A 15825-nucleotide genomic window follows, 5' to 3' on the forward strand; every position below is an offset into this window, starting at 1 on the left:
CGTTTTTGCGGGGACGACTCACACGGACGCTTCGTTCGCGGCATCAGCCTGTGCGGTTAAGCGACTCTGCCGGCAGAGTTTTTCGGCTGTGTCCACAGGCTGTAAAAATCTCGGGACAAACTTTTTAGGAAAGCCGTCAAGCCCAAAAAGAAAACGCGGCGCCTCGTTTGCGAAGCACCGCGTGGTATTGCCGTAGACGAGAGCATGTCCGAACTAAAAGTGCGTTCGCGGCTTTGCGTCCGGACTGCGTAGAAACAATGGAGAGAATAACGTCTGATCCGGCTTTACCGGACATTCTCTCGCACCAACATCAGCTGTTGCTTGCGGAAAGCTTTGCTTCCAGCGCATCGAGACGCGCCTTCAACGCATCGTTTTCATCCCGCGCCTTGATCGCCATTTCGCGCACCACGTCGAATTCCTCACGGCGCACGAGATCCATGCTGTTGAGAAACCGTTCGGCCTGGGCCTGGAAAGCGGTTTCCACTTCGCGCCGCACGCCTTGGGCCGCGCCTGCGGCATCGGTCATCAGCCGCGCGAATTCATCCATCATGCGGTTCGTTCCGGTCGACATTGCCTTGATCTCCCGTTGATGCGCCGCAGCGCGGCGACCTGTCTCTTAGCTCCTGACGAGGTAGGATGTGGCATGCCTCCTTGCAAGGAGATTCGCGCCCGTCGCCGCAATTCGTCCCACTTCGCCGACGAAGACATGAGGGCCATCACCTTGTGCCGGGCCGCGACGGGATCATCGAAGCCTTTTGGCGGCCATGGCCCGAATTCAATCTAGTATAGTGGTTTTGTTGTGTTTTTCGAGCATATGGTTCAATCAGAAAACCAGATAGGCCTTGACCGGCTGAAGGCGGAAAGTCATGTTCCCGCTCGATACGGCACATCGGCCGAGGGACGTTAAACTTGTATTCAGCATCATCTTTCCTCGCCATCATGCCATTTCCGAACATCGATCCGATTGCTTTTTCCATCGGTCCGCTTTCGGTTCACTGGTATGGACTGGCTTATGTCGCCGGCATCTTTCTCGGCTGGTACTATGCGCGCGCGCTGGTATCGCGGCCGGATCTGTGGCCTGCGGGCGTGGCGCCGACATCGAAGGAGAAGCTCGACGACTTCCTCGTCTGGGTGGCAGCCGGCATCGTGCTGGGTGGCCGCATCGGCTATATCCTGTTCTACGACCTTCCGGCCGTTGTCGAAAATCCCATCCGCGCGCTTGAAATCTGGAACGGCGGCATGTCCTTCCATGGCGGGCTGATCGGCACGACGATCGCCATGATCCTGTTTGCCCGCCGCAACGGCATTGCCGTCTGGAGCCTGTTCGATCTGGTGGCCACCGTTGCCCCCTTCGGCCTGTTCTTCGGCCGCATCGCCAATTTCATCAATGGCGAGCTGTGGGGCCGGATCAGCGACGTGCCCTGGGCCGTTGTCTTTCCGACCGGCGGCCCGTTTGCCCGCCATCCGAGCCAGCTTTATGAAGCGCTGCTGGAAGGTGTCCTGCTGTTGATCATCCTGCGTTTGATGACGCATGGCCTGAAGGCGCTGCGCAGCCCCGGTGTCGTCTGCGGCGTCTTCGTCTGCGGATATGCGCTGTCGCGCATTTTTGTCGAATTCTTCCGCGAGCCGGATCCGCAGCTTGGCTATCTCGCCTTTGGCTGGCTGACCATGGGCATGGTACTGTCACTTCCCATGCTGCTCGTCGGCGTGGTTTCCATCTGGCGCGGTCGGCGCGCCGCCGCAAATCCCTGACGCGAGGACGAGGCTTCCATGACCACGCCACTTGCAGACAAGATCAAGAATCTCATCCGGGCCAATGGCCCGATCAGCGTGACGGATTACTTTGCCCTGTGCCTGGCAGATCCCGACCACGGCTATTACAGGACGCGCGAACCCTTCGGCCGCCATGGCGATTTCGTCACGGCACCCGAGATCAGCCAGCTGTTCGGCGAGATGCTCGGCATTTTCATGGTGCATGCCTGGCAGCAGCACGGCGCGCCCTCCCCGGTCAATCTCGTGGAAATCGGTCCCGGCCGCGGCACGATGATGCTCGACATGCTGCGCGTCATCGCAAAGCTCGCGCCCGCCCTGCACGAAGCACTCTCCGTCCATCTAGTGGAAACCAGCGACCGGCTGCGCGGCGTCCAGCGCGTCACGCTCGAAGCCTATTCCGCCAAGATCACCTGGCATGCGGCCTTCGAGGATGTGCCGGCCGGCTTCACGCTGATTGCCGCAAACGAACTGTTCGACGCCATTCCCATCCGCCAGTTCGTGAAGACCCCGACCGGCTTTCGCGAGCGGATGGTGGGGCTCGATGCGGACGATGAATTGTCCTTCGGCATCGGCGTTGCCTCGCTCGATCCCGCCCTCCTGCCCGCTTCGCACGGATCGGAGCGCAACGGCGTGATCTTCGAGGTGTCGCCGGCGCGACAGGCCGTGATGAGCACGCTGTGCGAGCGGCTGAAGAAGGAAGGCGGCACCGCCCTCATCATCGACTATGGTCATATGGTGACGAATTTCGGCGACACGCTGCAGGCCGTGCTGCGCCACGACTACGACCCGCCGCTTGCCCATCCCGGCGATGCGGACCTGACGAGCCATGTGGACTTCGAGGATCTGGCACGCGTTGCACGCGTTGCTGGCATCCGCATCAACGGTTGTCTGCATCAGGGCGACTTTCTGTACGGCCTCGGCCTTTCCGAGCGTGCGTCAGCCCTTGCCCGCAACAAGAGCGAGGCGGAACAGCGGGCGATTGCGCTTGCCGTCGACCGGCTCGCCAATGCCGGTGAAGGCCGGATGGGCGAGCTTTTCAAGGTGATGGCCGTCTCCAGCCCGACCGTGACGCTTGCGCCCTTTCGTCCGGTGCGCGACTGACGCTGCCGCTCGGCGGTTGACATCGCGCTCGCCGCCGGTCCACATTTCGCCGCGACAACGAAGCAGGCGCGTGCAAGGCGCACGTCGCCAAGCCGGCATGCCTGCCGCCTCATCCACCCTCCAGAACGGACAGACGAACAGCACATGCAGGATCCAGCGCCGATCGAAAGCCCTTTGCTGAAAAGGAACGCCGAAAGCGGCATCCGCCACGGCTTCTTCACGCGTCAGGGCGGTGTTTCCTCCGGTCTCTATGCCGGCCTCAATGTCGGGCTCGGCTCGCGTGACAGCCGCGACGACGTGATCGAGAACCGCCGGCGGGTGGCGGCCTATTTCGGCCAGCCGCCGGAGCGCCTCGCGACCGTCAACCAGGTGCACTCGCCCGATGTGGTGACGGTCGACGCCGCCTATGCCGGCGAGCGCCCGAGCGCCGATGCCCTGGTCACGGCAACGCCCGGCATCGTTTTGGGCGTGCTTGCGGCCGATTGCGGCCCCATCCTGTTTGCCGATCCGAAGAACCGGGTCGTGGGTGCCGCCCATGCCGGCTGGAAGGGCGCGCTGTTTGGTGTCGCGGACAATACCATTGCCGCGATGATTGCCCTCGGTGCCGAGCGGAAAAACATTCTCGCCTGCCTCGGCCCCTCGATTGCCAAGGCAAGCTATGAGGTCGGCCCGGATTTTTTTGCCCGTTTCGTCGATGAGGACAAGGGCTTTGTCGCTTTCTTCACTCCCTCGGGGAAAGAAGGGCATTACCAGTTCGATCTGCCGGGGTTTACCACGCGGCGCCTGCTAGAGGCCGGCATTGCGGCGGAAAACCTCGATCTGGACACCTATCCCGATTCTGAACGCTTCTTTTCCTATCGCCGCACCACCCATGCCGGCGAACCGGATTACGGACGCCAGATATCGGCCATCGCAATCATGGAGGAATGACATGGCCCTGCATTTCGAACGCAGCGAATACGCCGCCCGGCTGGAGCGCCTGCTTGCCGCCATGGAGGCGGAAAAGCTCGACGCCATGCTGCTGTTTGCCCAGGAAAGCATGTACTGGCTGACCGGCTACGACACCTTCGGCTACTGTTTCTTCCAGTGCCTGGTGGTGAAGGCAGACGGCACGATGTCGCTGATCACCCGCTCGGCGGACCTGCGCCAGGCGCGCCACACCTCGATCCTCGACAATATCAGCGTCTGGGTCGACCGCGTGAATGCCGATCCGACCGCCGACCTGAAGAACCTGCTCTCGGAAATGGACCTGCTCGGCTGCCGTATCGGCGTGGAATACGACACGCATGGCATGACCGGCCGGGTTGCCCGGCTTCTCGACAACCAGCTCTCCACCTTCGGCGACATGATCGATGCCTCCTACGTGGTCAGCCGCCTGCGCCTGGTGAAAAGCCCGGCGGAAATCGCCTATGTCGAGCGCGCAGCAGCACTTGCCGATGATGCGCTCGACGCTGCCCTGCCGCTGATTTCGGCCGGTGGCAGCGAGGCCGACATCCTGGCGGCGATGCAGGGGGCGATTTTTACCGGCGGCGGCGATTATCCGGCCAACGAATTCATCATCGGCTCCGGCGCCGACGCACTGCTTTGCCGCTACAAGGCAGGACGCCGGACGCTGGACGCGCAGGATCAGCTGACGCTCGAATGGGCCGGTACCAGCGCCCATTACCATGCCGCCATGATGCGCACGGTGCTGATCGGCGAACCGACCACCCGCCACCGCGAACTCTACAATGCCTGCCGCGAGACCATTCTTGCCATCGAGGAGGTGCTGCGCCCGGGCCATACCTTCGGCGACGTGTTCGATACACACGCCCGCATCATCGATGACCGCGGCCTCACCCGCCATCGCCTCAACGCCTGCGGCTATTCGCTCGGCGCGCGTTTCTCGCCCTCCTGGATGGAGCACCAGATGTTCCATGTCGGAAATCCGCAGGAAATCCTGCCCGACATGTCGCTCTTCGTGCACATGATCATCATGGATTCCGACAGTGGCGCGGCCATGTCACTTGGCCATACTTATCTCACCACGCAAGAAGCACCACGCACACTTTCCAGGCACAATCTGGACCTGCTTGTAAAATAGACAAAGACTCAGATCTACTTGAGTAATACAAAAGCTAAATATCGAAAATATTGACTCCCCCCAAATAATTCCCCTAAAGATAAAGGGGCAGTACATTCGAGGGGGAGTGATATCATGAGGAATTTGCAACGGTTTGGACCGCGCACCATCGCGGTTTCCATGGCGTTGCTATGTATAGGCTGCAGCGATTCTCGCCGTATGGTGCCCCGGGCGGATGTCGGGCATTCCTCCTACGGGCGCTATGCTTACACGCGCGATGGCGATACTGTGCGGCGCAACACCGCCTATCGCGCTGGCTCCCGGCAAACCTATGCCAGCCAGCCCTATCGCGATCCACGCCTGTATGGCCGCTACGACGACGTCGCCACCGGCGGCGTTCCAGGCTATTACGGCGCTGCGCCCAACTGGAATGCGCCCGGCAATCCCGCCCCCTATGGCGCGCCCGCCGGTTACGGCCCCCGTCCGACTTATGGCGGCTATGACGGAAGAGCTTACGGGCAGCCGGCAAACTATCCGAACGGCTGGAACGCGGCCCCGAACCAATATTACCCGCAGCCGCAGCCCTATCCCCCGCAAGCCTATCCGGCCCAGGCCTATCCCGGATCGGGCTACCCCGCCGAGATCTACCAGCCCTACCCGCCAGCGCAGCCCTATCCGGCCTATCGGCCGCAACCTTACACGGCTCCGGCCTATCCGGCCCAGGCCTACCCGTATCCGCCACAGTCCAATACCTATGGCAGCCCAAGCGACGGCGGCGGTGGCGCCTATGATGGCCGGTCAAGCTCTGCGTATAGCAGCTACAGCAATCCCGATCCCGTCGGCACCAGTCGCCGGACGAACACGACGCTCTCGACGGCCAGCACACCCGCCCTCAGTCCGCCAACCGGCCGCTTGACGTCCGGAACGGTGCAGAGTGCGCCTCTGCCGCCACCGGCGCAGAGGAACGCCTATACGTCACAAACCCACGCGCCGATTGCGCCGAACACGCTCGACGCGCAAGCCAAGGCTGTTGATCAGGGGCGGCGCTCGCCGGTTGCCTCTGCGCCCCTGCCTGAAAAACGTGCGTCACCCGTGGCCGCAGGCCGCCAGGCATCCGCCGCAAAGCCGACGCGTCCAGCGACCCGGCAAACGGCGACCCGGACGGGGACTGACACGGCATCGCTGGGTGAGCCCTCGCGCAACACGATCCGCTTCCTGCCGATCATCGGGGCACCGACGACGATCGTCACGCCCCTGTCGCGTCATCTTGCCAATGCGGCGCGTGCCGGCGGCATCGTCATCAAGGCGTCCAGTGCAAACAATGGCGGCCACTTCCTGAAAGGCTATCTGGCAGCCTTTCGAAACGGCGACGGCGTGACCATCTCCTATGTCTGGGATGTGCTGGACGGGACGGGCGAGCGCCTGCACCGCATCCAGGGGAAACAGGATATCGCCTATGCCGGCGGCGACCTCTGGGCTGCCGTTCCCGGCAAAACCCTGCAGACGATCGCACAGGACACCATCGCCGCCTACCGGCAATGGCAGGGGACACGAACCACCTGAATGGAACAGGATGCGGCAGCAACTGCACACACCGTTCACAAAAAGTGCTTGATGGCGGTCGTTCAGTCTTGCATTCGGGTGTGGCAACGGTAAAAGGCCGCATCCAGCGTGACAACAGGCGGACCCCAATGAAGGTTTTCGCAGGGAATTCGAACCGGCACCTCGCCGACGCGATCTGTTCCTATCTTAATGTGCCTCTTGGCAAAGCCACCGTCAAACGGTTCGCAGACCAGGAAATTTTCGTCGAGATCCAGGAGAACGTGCGTGGCGAAGATGTCTTCGTCGTGCAGTCCACCTCGTTCCCGGCCAATGACCATCTGATGGAACTGCTGATCATGATCGATGCCTTCCGCCGCTCGTCGGCGCGGCGCATCACGGCCGTTCTTCCCTACTTCGGCTACGCCCGCCAGGACCGCAAGGCCGGCCCCCGGACACCGATCTCGGCCAAGCTGGTGGCCAATCTGATCACCGAAGCCGGTGCCGACCGTGTTCTCACCCTCGACCTGCATGCCGGCCAGATCCAGGGCTTCTTCGATATTCCCACAGACAACCTCTATGCGGTGCCGATCCTCGCCCGCGACGTGCGCGAACATTACGACCTGAAGAACGTCATGGTCGTGTCGCCCGATGTCGGCGGCGTGGTGCGCGCCCGCTCGCTTGCCAAGCGCCTCGACACGCAGCTTGCCATCGTCGACAAGCGGCGCGAACGGGCCGGCGAATCCGAGGTGATGAACGTCATCGGGGATGTGACCGGCAAGGACTGTCTGCTGATCGATGACATCGTCGATTCCGGCGGAACGCTCTGCAATGCCGCCGAGGCGCTTTTGAAGAACGGCGCGACCAGCGTGACGGCCTATATCACCCATGGCGTTCTGTCGGGCGGCGCGGTTGCGCGCGTATCCTCCTCGAAGCTGCGCGAACTCGTCATCACCGACTCGATCCAGCCGACGACGGCCGTCCAGTCGGCTCCCAATATCCGTGTCGTCTCCACCGCCGGCCTCCTCGGCGAGGCCATCAACCGCACGGCGCTCGAGGAATCGGTCTCCAGTCTGTTCGACTGACCCGACGCTTCCCAATGCATTCAGAAAGACGCCGCCGCCTGAGGCGGCGTTTTCATTTGAAGGGCATGGTCAAAGGGTGGAAATAGCCCGTTTGCAAGGCTTTTGCTTGCCAGCCCGCGCCACTTGGTCTATAGGCCCCCTCGTCCGCGTAGACACCCTTGGAGGCAACGCGGATGAAGCGCATCGGACGATGCCCTTCCGACCCGCTGTATGGCCAAAGCGCCGTCGACGGGTTCTCCAAATAACCTCGAAAGGAATAGCCATGAGCCACGCATCTTACGAGCTCAAGGCCGAGGCGCGCGAACGGGTTGGTAAGGGGTCCTCCCGTGAACTTCGCCGCAACGGTTTCATCCCCGCTGTCATCTATGGTGACAAGCAGGCCCCGATTTCCATCGCTCTGTCGACCAACGAGGTCACGAAGCGCATCCACGCCGGCGGTTTCATGACCACCGTCGCCACCATCGTGTACAACGGCGAAAAGATCTCCGTTCTGCCGAAGGATTACCAGCTCGATCCCGTCCGCGACTTCACCATGCACGTCGATTTCCTGCGCGTCTCCGCAGACAGCCAGGTCACGGTTGACGTTCCGGTTCACTTCATCAATGAAGAAAAGTCCGGCATCAAGATCGGCGGCGTTCTGAACATCGTTCGCCACGAAGTCGAAATGACCTGCCCGGCCAACGACATTCCGGAATTCATCACGGTCGACCTCGACGGCTTCAAGATCGGCGACAGCATCCACATTTCGGCTGTCAAGCTGCCGAAGGACGCAACGCCGACGATCACCGATCGCGATTTCACCATCGCCACGATCGTTGCTCCGGCTGGCGGCACGTCCGAAGAAGAAGGCGCTGCCGAGTAAGCCTCGCGCTTCACCGGCATTCGTTCGAACCCGCCTTCTCACGAGGGCGGGTTTTTACGTTGAAGCAGGTCTGTTACTCTCCTCGATCAGCATCCCGACAGTAGACAAATCTCGCAACACCCTGTCGGTTTCTGCTAGTCTCGCTTCAAGATTGCTTAATCAATGAATGGAAGCATGGCCGCTCGGCAGGTATAAGCCGACATTCGAGAAAGAAACGGGAGCGCCAGTCAGATCGATGCGCCATTCGGTCGAAAGTCGTTTTATTGCGATTATTTCCGGCGCTCTTCTGATCGTCGTCGCGCCGCTCTTTACGCTCTTTCTCGTCCTGTCTTCACAGCAGGCGACACAGAGCCTGAGGGAGCGCGTCGATATTCGCCTGAACGTCAATGCGCAGGCGCTCAGCAAACCACTCTGGGATCTCGATCTCGACAGCATTCGCCTGGTGACCTCACAACTGATCGGCGAACCGGGCATTCGGGTTGTTCAGGTCAGCGATACGCTCGGCAAACTGGACGTGACGGAGAGCAACCTTAAAGACGGCGACGAGCCGTTGACCAAGGCGATGCAGACGATCCAGTACCGTTCGGCCGATGGACTGCAAGAGGTCGGCACGCTCACCATCTACTATACCAAGCTCGGGCTGTTTTCTTCGCTGAGCGCCATGGAAATCGCGTTCATTTCCATTTTCACGGTCGCCATTATCACGGTTTTCGTCACAGCCATTCTCGGCAACCGCATCATGGTGATCCGGCCGCTGATGCGGCTGACGGCCGCCATCGAGGCCACCCGCCGGCTCGGCTCGCGCCATCATGTCGATTGGCGTTCCACCGACGAGATAGGACGGCTGGCGCAAAGCTTCAACGAGATGCAGATCGAGCTGGAGCGCGAGGAGCACGAACTGAAGCGCGCCCACCAGCAGACGACGGAAACCTACAACCTGACACCGGCCATGCTGTTTTCGCTGAACGGTGACGACATGATCTGGGCGGTCAGCGATTACTGGCTGCTGGCCACCGGCTATGCGCGCGCGGACGTGCTCGGCACCCCGTTCATCGATCTGATCGTGGCTGCCGACCGCGCGCGCTACCGGGCACGCAAGCAGCAGATGCGCCCGAGCAGTGCCGCCTGCGAAGTGACCGTCGGGTTTCGCTGTGCCGACGGGCGCGTGATGGACGTGCTGATCCTCGAGACGGAGCTGCGCTCGTCCGGCAGCGACATGCCGACCTCGCTCAGCGTGATGACCGACGTCACTGAACTGAAGCAGTCCGAACAGCGCAACCGGCGCCAGGCCATCTCCGATCACTTGACCGGTCTTTTGAACCGCCAGGGTTTCGAGGCGGTGCTGGACGAAAAGATCGTCGAAGCCGACGCGACGCGATCGGAAATCGCCTGCCTGTTCATCGATCTCGACCGGTTCAAGTCCATCAACGACACGCTCGGCCATGCGGTGGGTGATGGCGTGCTGTGCCAGTTTGCAGAGCGCATCGCCCCGCTGATCAAGGCGCATGACGTGGCGGCGCGTCTCGGAGGCGATGAATTCGCCTTGCTGATCACAGGCATCGGCGCCGAAGAGCGGGCACGCGACATCTGCCAGAAGATCGTCGATCTGTTCGACATGCCGTTTCAGGCGGATGGAACGGCCGTGCGCCTCAGCGCCAGCATCGGCCTTGCCTTTTATCCCCGCCATGCCCGCTTTGCCGCCGAACTGCTTCAGAAATCCGACATGGCCATGTACACCCGCAAGCGCGAGGGCAAGAACGGCGCCGTCGTCTATAACGAAGCCATTCTGGACAGGGCGCGCGAACGGGCGGAAATCGAAAGCGACATTGCGGTTGCCCTCTCGGCCAACTGGTTTGAATCGCATTTCCAGCCGATCGTTGACGTGACGACGCGCCAGATCGTCGGCTTCGAAGCCTTGATGCGTCTGCGCCATCCGCGCAAGGGCCTGCTATCTCCCTCCAGCATTATTGAGGTGGCGGAGGAAACTGGATCCATCAACCAGATCGGCAGTCTGATCCTTGAGGATGCGCTGTCCAATCTGGCGCGACTTTCCGCCATGCCCGGCATGGACGAGGCCTATGTGGCGGTGAATTTCTCGCCACTGCAGTTCGAGCCCAGCCTGCCTGCGCGCCTGGCGGCGCTCATTGCCCGCCATGCCATCCTGCCGCATCGGCTGGTGCTGGAAATCACCGAAGCCGTGCTGATGCATGATGATCCGGAGGTGCGAAAGGTCCTGGACGAGATCCACGCCTTTGGCTGCCGCATCGCGCTCGATGATTTCGGCACGGGCTATTCGTCCTTGAGCTACATGAGCCGTTTTCCGGTCGACATCGTCAAGATCGACCAATCCTTTATCCGCTCCATCGGCAAGGAGGCCTCCGAAATCGGGCAAAAGAACCGCATGCTCATCGAAGGGATCAGCGCCATATCGCACAAGATGAACTGCACGGTGATTGCCGAAGGCGTTGAAACACGTCGCCAGCACGAGCTTTTGAAACAGATCGGCGTCGATTGCGCGCAGGGCTTTCTCTTCTCTTTACCGCGCAGTATCGACGACCTGATGACGGATCTTTCCCGCTCTGCAGCGCCACTGGAAAGCCTGACGGGATGAGGTCATACTGAGGACGCGCGAGAGGCACTCCGGGGGACGCGGCATGAGGTTTCTGATCGCAATCATCTGCATGGTGGGCAGTCCGGCTTGTGCTGCAAGCATTGCCTTCACCACGGAATCCTACCCGCCCTTCAGTTTTCTCAAGGACGGCGTGCCCGCCGGCGCCGGCGTCGAGCAGGTCAGCCGGATGATGATGGAAGCCGGGTCGGACATGCACTTCACCATTGAAGTGCTGCCCTGGGCACGCGCGCTGGCGCTTGCCGAGACACAGGCGGATCACTGCGTCTTTGCAACGGCGAGAACCCCGGAGCGCGAGAACCGCTTCAAATGGGTGGGCCCCATGCAGATGGACCGCAACAGCCTCGTGCGCCGCGCCGGAAGCGCTGTCCATGTGCCAAATCTTGCTGCGGCCAAATCCTACCGGATCGGAACCCAACGGGACGACTACACGGAAGCCCTTCTCCAGCAGAAGGGATTTACCGGGATTGATCTCAGCGCCAGCTTCGATCTCACCCTTGCCAAGCTCCTGGGCGGACGCATAGACCTCATGCCGATGTCCCAGCCTGTCATCCAGAAACTCCTCAAAGAACAGCAGCCGATCGAGCCGGTGGTGGAACTGTCACAGCAGGAACTGGCCATCGCCTGCAACAAATCGGTCGCCAACGCGCTGATCGTCCGTATGCAGACCGCCCTCGACCGGCTGAAGGCCAATGGCACGGTCGACAGGATCTACCGCGCCTACGGTGTCGAATTGGTGCACTGATGCCAAGTGTCGGTGATCCTGCCAAAAAGGCTTGACTTCATGCCCGTTTCGCGGTCCCAAACGTCCGCGCAGTCGGTCGGCGACCAGAGCCACCGGCACCGTGTTCAAACGGACAGCGCGTCGAGGAGAAGTCTCAGATGCTCATCATCGCTGGCCTTGGCAATCCAGGCTCCAAATATTCCGGCAACCGCCACAATATCGGTTTCATGGCCGTGGATGCCATCCAGCGCCGGCCCGGCTTTTCGCCCTGGTCGAAAAAGTTCAAGGCGGAGATTTCAGAAGGGGAACTGGCTTCCGAAAAGGTGCTGCTGATCAAGCCGCAAACCTTCATGAACCTGTCCGGCGAAGCCGTCGGCGAAGCCATGCGCTTCTACAAGCTCGGGCCGCAGCAGATCATCGCCATCTATGACGAGCTGGATCTTGTGCCGGGCAAGGCGCGCATCAAGACCGGCGGCGGCCATGGCGGCCATAATGGCGTGAAATCGCTCGATGCCCATTGCGGGCGCGAGTACCGCCGCCTGCGGCTCGGCATCGGCCATCCGGGCTCCAAGGAACAGGTGCAGAACCATGTGCTCGGCGATTTCGCCAAGTCAGACCGCGTCTGGCTCGATCCGCTGCTCGACACACTTGCCGACAATGCCGAGATGCTGGTGAGGGCCGAGGATTCGCAGCTGATGAACAAGCTGGCGCTCGCCGTCGGCGCCAAGCCGGACGAGGAGCCGAAGACGGCAAAGAAGCCGGAAAAGCCGGGTGGCGGCCAATCGCATATCCGCGCCGCCCGCAATTTTGCCCAGCCGAAGGCCCTGCCGACAACCGGCCCCATGGCCGACATGTTGAAGAAGATGTTCGGCGCCAAGGACAAGGAATGACGCTGCACGCCGCGAACTTGGCCGCGCTGCGCGGCAACCGGTGCCGGTCGGACGCCCTGTAGCGCGGTCTCTGCGCAGACCTCCGGCGTATAAATCGCGGCAATGCAGTATCAGCGCGCAATTTTCCTTGAAGTCTCGCCAATAGAGCTTATGTTGAAGCCATACGTTTACAGCCTTTTCGGCTACCTGATCATCCTTGCCTTCTAGGCTGCTTGGCGACCCCCAGATTTTGCGAACGTTTTTCAGAACTTCAGCCCGACCGGCTGGAGCGCGCCAGCAAATCCGTTTCTTGCGCCATCGACCCAGATTTCAAGGACGACCATGTTTCACACCCCCCGTACCGCCGCAGCACTTTTGTTTGCGAGGCCAGAGCCGCAAGCCGGCTCCAATGCCGCCAAGCTGCAGGCCTTGCGCAACAGCCAGGCGCTTCGACTGCGCGAACGCAAGATGATCGAAAAGCAGGAGCGCCTCTCCAAACGGGCGTCGCATCTGCAACCCGCCGGCTGATCCTCTCCGCCGACACCCAAGAAGACGACCCAACCCCGATTGAAGGCCGTTTGACGGCCGCAGGACAGTTTGACGTGACAACCATCGACTACAACGCAAGCGCCGGACTTTATCCGTGCAAGACCAACAAGCGCACCACCCGCGTGCGCTATCGGCGGTTCGACACCGTTGCCGAAGCGGTACGCTTTGCCATTGAGGACATGCCCGACGTGCAGTTACGCGGTTGCGTGCTGGAGGTGGACGAGACCCGCTTCGACGGCAACGGCATCCGCCGTCTTTATGACGCGCAGGACTACCCGCTGCTGCGTCGGGCTTGACGGCCTTTGTCGCGGATGCGGGCTTTCATCGACGCATCCGCCCGGCGCCGCACGCGACCGCGGATGACCGGAAGGCGATAATCGCATGACGATATTTTCCGTTCGCCACATCACCGAATATGTCTACAAGCGGCCGGTCGCCTTCGGGCAGCACCGCCTGATGTTTCGGCCGCGCGACAGCTTTGACCAGACGCTCCTCAGTTCCGATCTCGCCATCCATCCGCCGCCGCAATCGGTGCGCTGGATCCATGACGTGTTCGGCAATTGCGTGGCGCTCATCGAGTTTTCCGGTCGGGCCAAAAAGCTTCGGTTCGAAACCAACATCCGTCTTGAGCATTCAGAGCAGGTTGCGCTCGATCTGCAGATCGACGAAGAGGCCCTCACCTATCCTTTTGCCTATGATCTGGAAGAAGCGCCGGACCTGGAGCGCACTATCGCGCGCCAGTTTCCCGACCCGGAGGATCAGCTCGGACGCTGGACGCGACAGTTCGTGCGCCAGGGCCAGCCGACAGAGACCGGCCGGCTGCTGATGACGCTTTGTTATGGCATCCATGAAAGCTTCACCTACCAGCGGCGGCTGGAGCACGGCACGCAGACGCCGCTTCAGACGCTCTCGCTGCGCCGCGGCACCTGCCGCGATTTCGCCCTCCTGATGATGGAGGCGGCGCGCATGCTCGGCATGGCCGCGCGTTTCGTCACCGGCTATATCTATGTGCCAGACCGCGACGGTTCCACCACGCTTGGCGGCGGCTCGACCCATGCCTGGTGCCAGGTCTACCTGCCCGGCGCCGGATGGGTGGAGTTCGACCCGACCAATGGCATCGTCGGCAACCGGGATCTCATCCGTGTCGGCGTGGCGCGCGATCCCCGCCAGGCCGTGCCGCTCTCCGGCAGCTATGGCGGCAAGGCTTCCGATTTCGACGACATGACCGTGCAGATCAACGTGACGACGGACGAAAACGGCACAACCCATACAGGATGAGCGGAACAACCACCACCGAAAGCCGTTCCACGCATGAAGTCGCCACTCCCTTTTTCGATCAAGGACAAACATCCATGAAAATCCGCGCGGGCTTTCGCCTGAGCTACGAATGCCCGCAGGACACGGCCATGCTGCTGGTTCTCAACATCCACCCCTCGCGCCGGGCAGACCTCCTTGGCGAGCAGACGCTGAGTTTCGACCGCCCGATCGAGGCACGTGGTTATCTCGACGGTTTCGGCAATGCCTGCAGCCGCATTGTGGCTCCGGCAGGCCTCACCACGATCACCACAGATTTTGAAATCTATGACGGCGGCCTTGCCGATCCAGTGCCGGAGAATGCCTACCAGCACGAGATCAAGGATCTGCCGGACGAGGTTCTGGTGTTTCTGCTCGGCAGCCGCTACTGCGACACGGATCGTCTGGCCGATTTTGCCTGGAAGACCTTTTCCGACACGCCGCTCGGCTGGCCGCGTGTTAAGGCCATTCTGGATTTCACCCACAACCACATCGCCTTCGATTACCAGAAGGCCGATCCGCTGCGCACCGCCTTTGGCGGCTTCACAGACCGCACCGGCGTGTGCCGCGACTTTGCCCATCTCGCCATCACGCTCTGCCGCTGCATGAACATCCCGGCGCGCTACTGCACCGGCTATCTCGGCGATATCGGTGTGCCCGTGGACGTCAATCCGATGGATTTCAGTGCCTGGTTCCAGGTCTATCTCGGCGGAAGCTGGCACACGGTGGATGCGCGCCACAACAAGCCGCGCATCGGCCGCATCCTGATGGCCACCGGCCGCGACGCCACGGATGTTGCGCTGACGACTGCCTTTGGCCCTGCAATCCTCAAGCATTTTGAGGTGATCACTGAGGAAATCCCGACCCTGGCGATGTGACCGCGGCACCTTGGGCAGCGTCGCAGGCGGGATCCTGGAAGCCTGCGACGGCCGGCAGGATCATTCTTCCGGCTCGGCCTTGAACATCAGCGGAAAGCCCGCTTCCTTGGCCAGATCCATGGCCTCGGAGACTTTTGTCTCGGCAATATCCTTGGCGCAGACGACGACGACGCAGGAGCCGAGCTTGTGTGCCGTCATCATCACCCGATAGCCAGCATCCTCCCCGATGCGGAAAACAACCTTCAGCACCAGCGTGACGAATTCGCGCGGCGTATAATCGTCGTTGAACAGAATGACCTTGTAGAGCTTCGGGCGCTCCAGCTTCGTCGTGCTCTTCGGCTTGAGTGTAGTTCCGTTCGCCATGGCGGCGGGCCTCCTGTGTCACCTGAGGCGGTGCAGCCGGGATTTCATGGATCATTCGCGCGCGGACAACAGCGTTTCCACGCATCTTCATGAAAATA

The 15825-nt window shown here is 61.5% G+C and carries 16 protein-coding genes; 14 read left to right on the plus strand and 2 right to left on the minus strand.

Annotated features, from left to right (window positions below):
- Positions 1 to 310: 310 nt before the first annotated feature.
- The gene (locus ACEXP3_RS05375) at positions 311 to 571 is read right to left on the minus strand and encodes an accessory factor UbiK family protein (protein ID WP_210104450.1); all 261 of its coding nucleotides are present in this window, start codon (positions 569 to 571) and stop codon (positions 311 to 313) included.
- Between the two features lie 338 nt (positions 572 to 909).
- On the opposite strand from ACEXP3_RS05375, the gene lgt reads away from it, so the two are divergent.
- The 14 genes from lgt to ACEXP3_RS05445 all read left to right on the plus strand — a co-directional run bounded on the left by lgt (position 910) and on the right by ACEXP3_RS05445 (position 15364).
- Positions 910 to 1752 carry a prolipoprotein diacylglyceryl transferase gene (lgt, locus tag ACEXP3_RS05380; RefSeq protein ID WP_377296339.1) on the plus strand — a complete coding sequence of 281 codons (843 nt, stop codon included), beginning with the start codon at positions 910 to 912 and terminating at the stop codon, positions 1750 to 1752.
- Positions 1753 to 1770: 18 nt separating this feature from the next.
- Positions 1771 to 2874 carry a class I SAM-dependent methyltransferase gene (locus ACEXP3_RS05385; protein ID WP_377296340.1) on the plus strand — a complete coding sequence of 368 codons (1104 nt, stop codon included), beginning with the start codon at positions 1771 to 1773 and terminating at the stop codon, positions 2872 to 2874.
- Positions 2875 to 3018: 144 nt separating this feature from the next.
- Complete coding sequence (gene pgeF / locus ACEXP3_RS05390) at positions 3019 to 3804, plus strand: peptidoglycan editing factor PgeF (RefSeq protein WP_377296341.1); 786 nt, start codon at positions 3019 to 3021, stop codon at positions 3802 to 3804.
- Between the two features lies 1 nt (position 3805).
- Entirely contained in the window at positions 3806 to 4957 is a 1152-nt protein-coding gene (locus ACEXP3_RS05395) for a M24 family metallopeptidase (RefSeq protein WP_377296342.1), read from the plus strand.
- Between the two features lie 198 nt (positions 4958 to 5155).
- Positions 5156 to 6499, plus strand: a complete 1344-nt coding sequence (locus tag ACEXP3_RS05400; RefSeq protein WP_377296343.1) for a hypothetical protein — start codon at positions 5156 to 5158, stop codon at positions 6497 to 6499.
- A 128-nt stretch (positions 6500 to 6627) separates the two neighbouring features.
- Entirely contained in the window at positions 6628 to 7560 is a 933-nt protein-coding gene (locus tag ACEXP3_RS05405; RefSeq protein ID WP_210104444.1) for a ribose-phosphate pyrophosphokinase, read from the plus strand.
- A gap of 262 nt (positions 7561 to 7822) precedes the next feature.
- On the plus strand, positions 7823 to 8422 hold the full coding sequence (locus ACEXP3_RS05410) for a 50S ribosomal protein L25/general stress protein Ctc (RefSeq protein WP_377296344.1): 600 nt from the start codon (positions 7823 to 7825) through the stop codon (positions 8420 to 8422).
- A gap of 235 nt (positions 8423 to 8657) precedes the next feature.
- Positions 8658 to 11033, plus strand: coding sequence for an EAL domain-containing protein (locus ACEXP3_RS05415; protein ID WP_210104442.1), 2376 nt, complete (start codon positions 8658 to 8660; stop codon positions 11031 to 11033).
- Positions 11034 to 11076: 43 nt separating this feature from the next.
- A complete protein-coding gene (locus ACEXP3_RS05420) occupies positions 11077 to 11796 on the plus strand; it encodes a substrate-binding periplasmic protein (protein ID WP_377296345.1) in 720 nt (239 codons plus the stop codon).
- Between the two features lie 137 nt (positions 11797 to 11933).
- Positions 11934 to 12665, plus strand: a complete 732-nt coding sequence (gene pth / locus ACEXP3_RS05425) for an aminoacyl-tRNA hydrolase (protein WP_377296346.1) — start codon at positions 11934 to 11936, stop codon at positions 12663 to 12665.
- A gap of 321 nt (positions 12666 to 12986) precedes the next feature.
- Positions 12987 to 13172, plus strand: coding sequence for a hypothetical protein (locus ACEXP3_RS05430; RefSeq protein ID WP_377296347.1), 186 nt, complete (start codon positions 12987 to 12989; stop codon positions 13170 to 13172).
- Between the two features lie 74 nt (positions 13173 to 13246).
- Entirely contained in the window at positions 13247 to 13489 is a 243-nt protein-coding gene (locus ACEXP3_RS05435; protein ID WP_210104439.1) for a hypothetical protein, read from the plus strand.
- A gap of 85 nt (positions 13490 to 13574) precedes the next feature.
- Entirely contained in the window at positions 13575 to 14471 is an 897-nt protein-coding gene (locus ACEXP3_RS05440; RefSeq protein ID WP_377296348.1) for a transglutaminase family protein, read from the plus strand.
- A 74-nt stretch (positions 14472 to 14545) separates the two neighbouring features.
- Positions 14546 to 15364: a transglutaminase-like domain-containing protein gene (locus ACEXP3_RS05445; protein ID WP_377296349.1), complete on the plus strand. Its 819-nt coding sequence runs from the start codon at positions 14546 to 14548 to the stop codon at positions 15362 to 15364.
- Between the two features lie 60 nt (positions 15365 to 15424).
- On the opposite strand, the gene clpS is transcribed toward ACEXP3_RS05445, so the two are convergent.
- On the minus strand, positions 15425 to 15727 hold the full coding sequence (gene clpS, locus ACEXP3_RS05450) for an ATP-dependent Clp protease adapter ClpS (RefSeq protein ID WP_210104436.1): 303 nt from the start codon (positions 15725 to 15727) through the stop codon (positions 15425 to 15427).
- Positions 15728 to 15825 lie beyond the last annotated feature (98 nt).

This window comes from Neorhizobium fuzhouense (genome assembly GCF_042611105.1).
Lineage (GTDB): Bacteria > Pseudomonadota > Alphaproteobacteria > Rhizobiales > Rhizobiaceae > Neorhizobium > Neorhizobium galegae_A.